Consider the following 329-nt stretch of genomic DNA (forward strand, 5'->3'; position numbering starts at 1 on the left):
CGATCGCACTGCCGACCACGGCCGCTCCGGCGGCCGCCGATCAGAGGCCCGCCCCGTCGCTGGCCGGTTACGACCAACTCCTGACCTCAAGCGGGCGCCAGCTCGAGGAGGCCATCGCATGAGCAGTAGCAAGACCCCGCCGGCGATGACTGCGCTGACCGACGCGGCCGCCGAAGCCGCCATTGGTGCCGCAGCCAAGACCCTGTGCCTACCCACCATCCGTGACCAGGCGATACCCATGGCCGAGGCGGCCGCCAAGCAGCGTCTGACCCACAAGGCGTTCTTGGCCGAGATGCTGTCGGCCGAGTGCGACGAACGCGATGCCCGCC

The 329-nt window shown here is 70.2% G+C and carries 1 pseudogene; it reads left to right on the top strand.

Annotation, left to right across the window (positions count from 1 at the left end):
• Positions 1-118: 118 nt before the first annotated feature.
• Positions 119-329, top strand: a pseudogene (locus tag G6027_RS19245) (AAA family ATPase); the annotation flags it as partial.

It is taken from the genome of Dietzia sp. SLG310A2-38A2, from assembly GCF_014145095.1.
Classification (GTDB): Bacteria; Actinomycetota; Actinomycetes; order Mycobacteriales; family Mycobacteriaceae; genus Dietzia.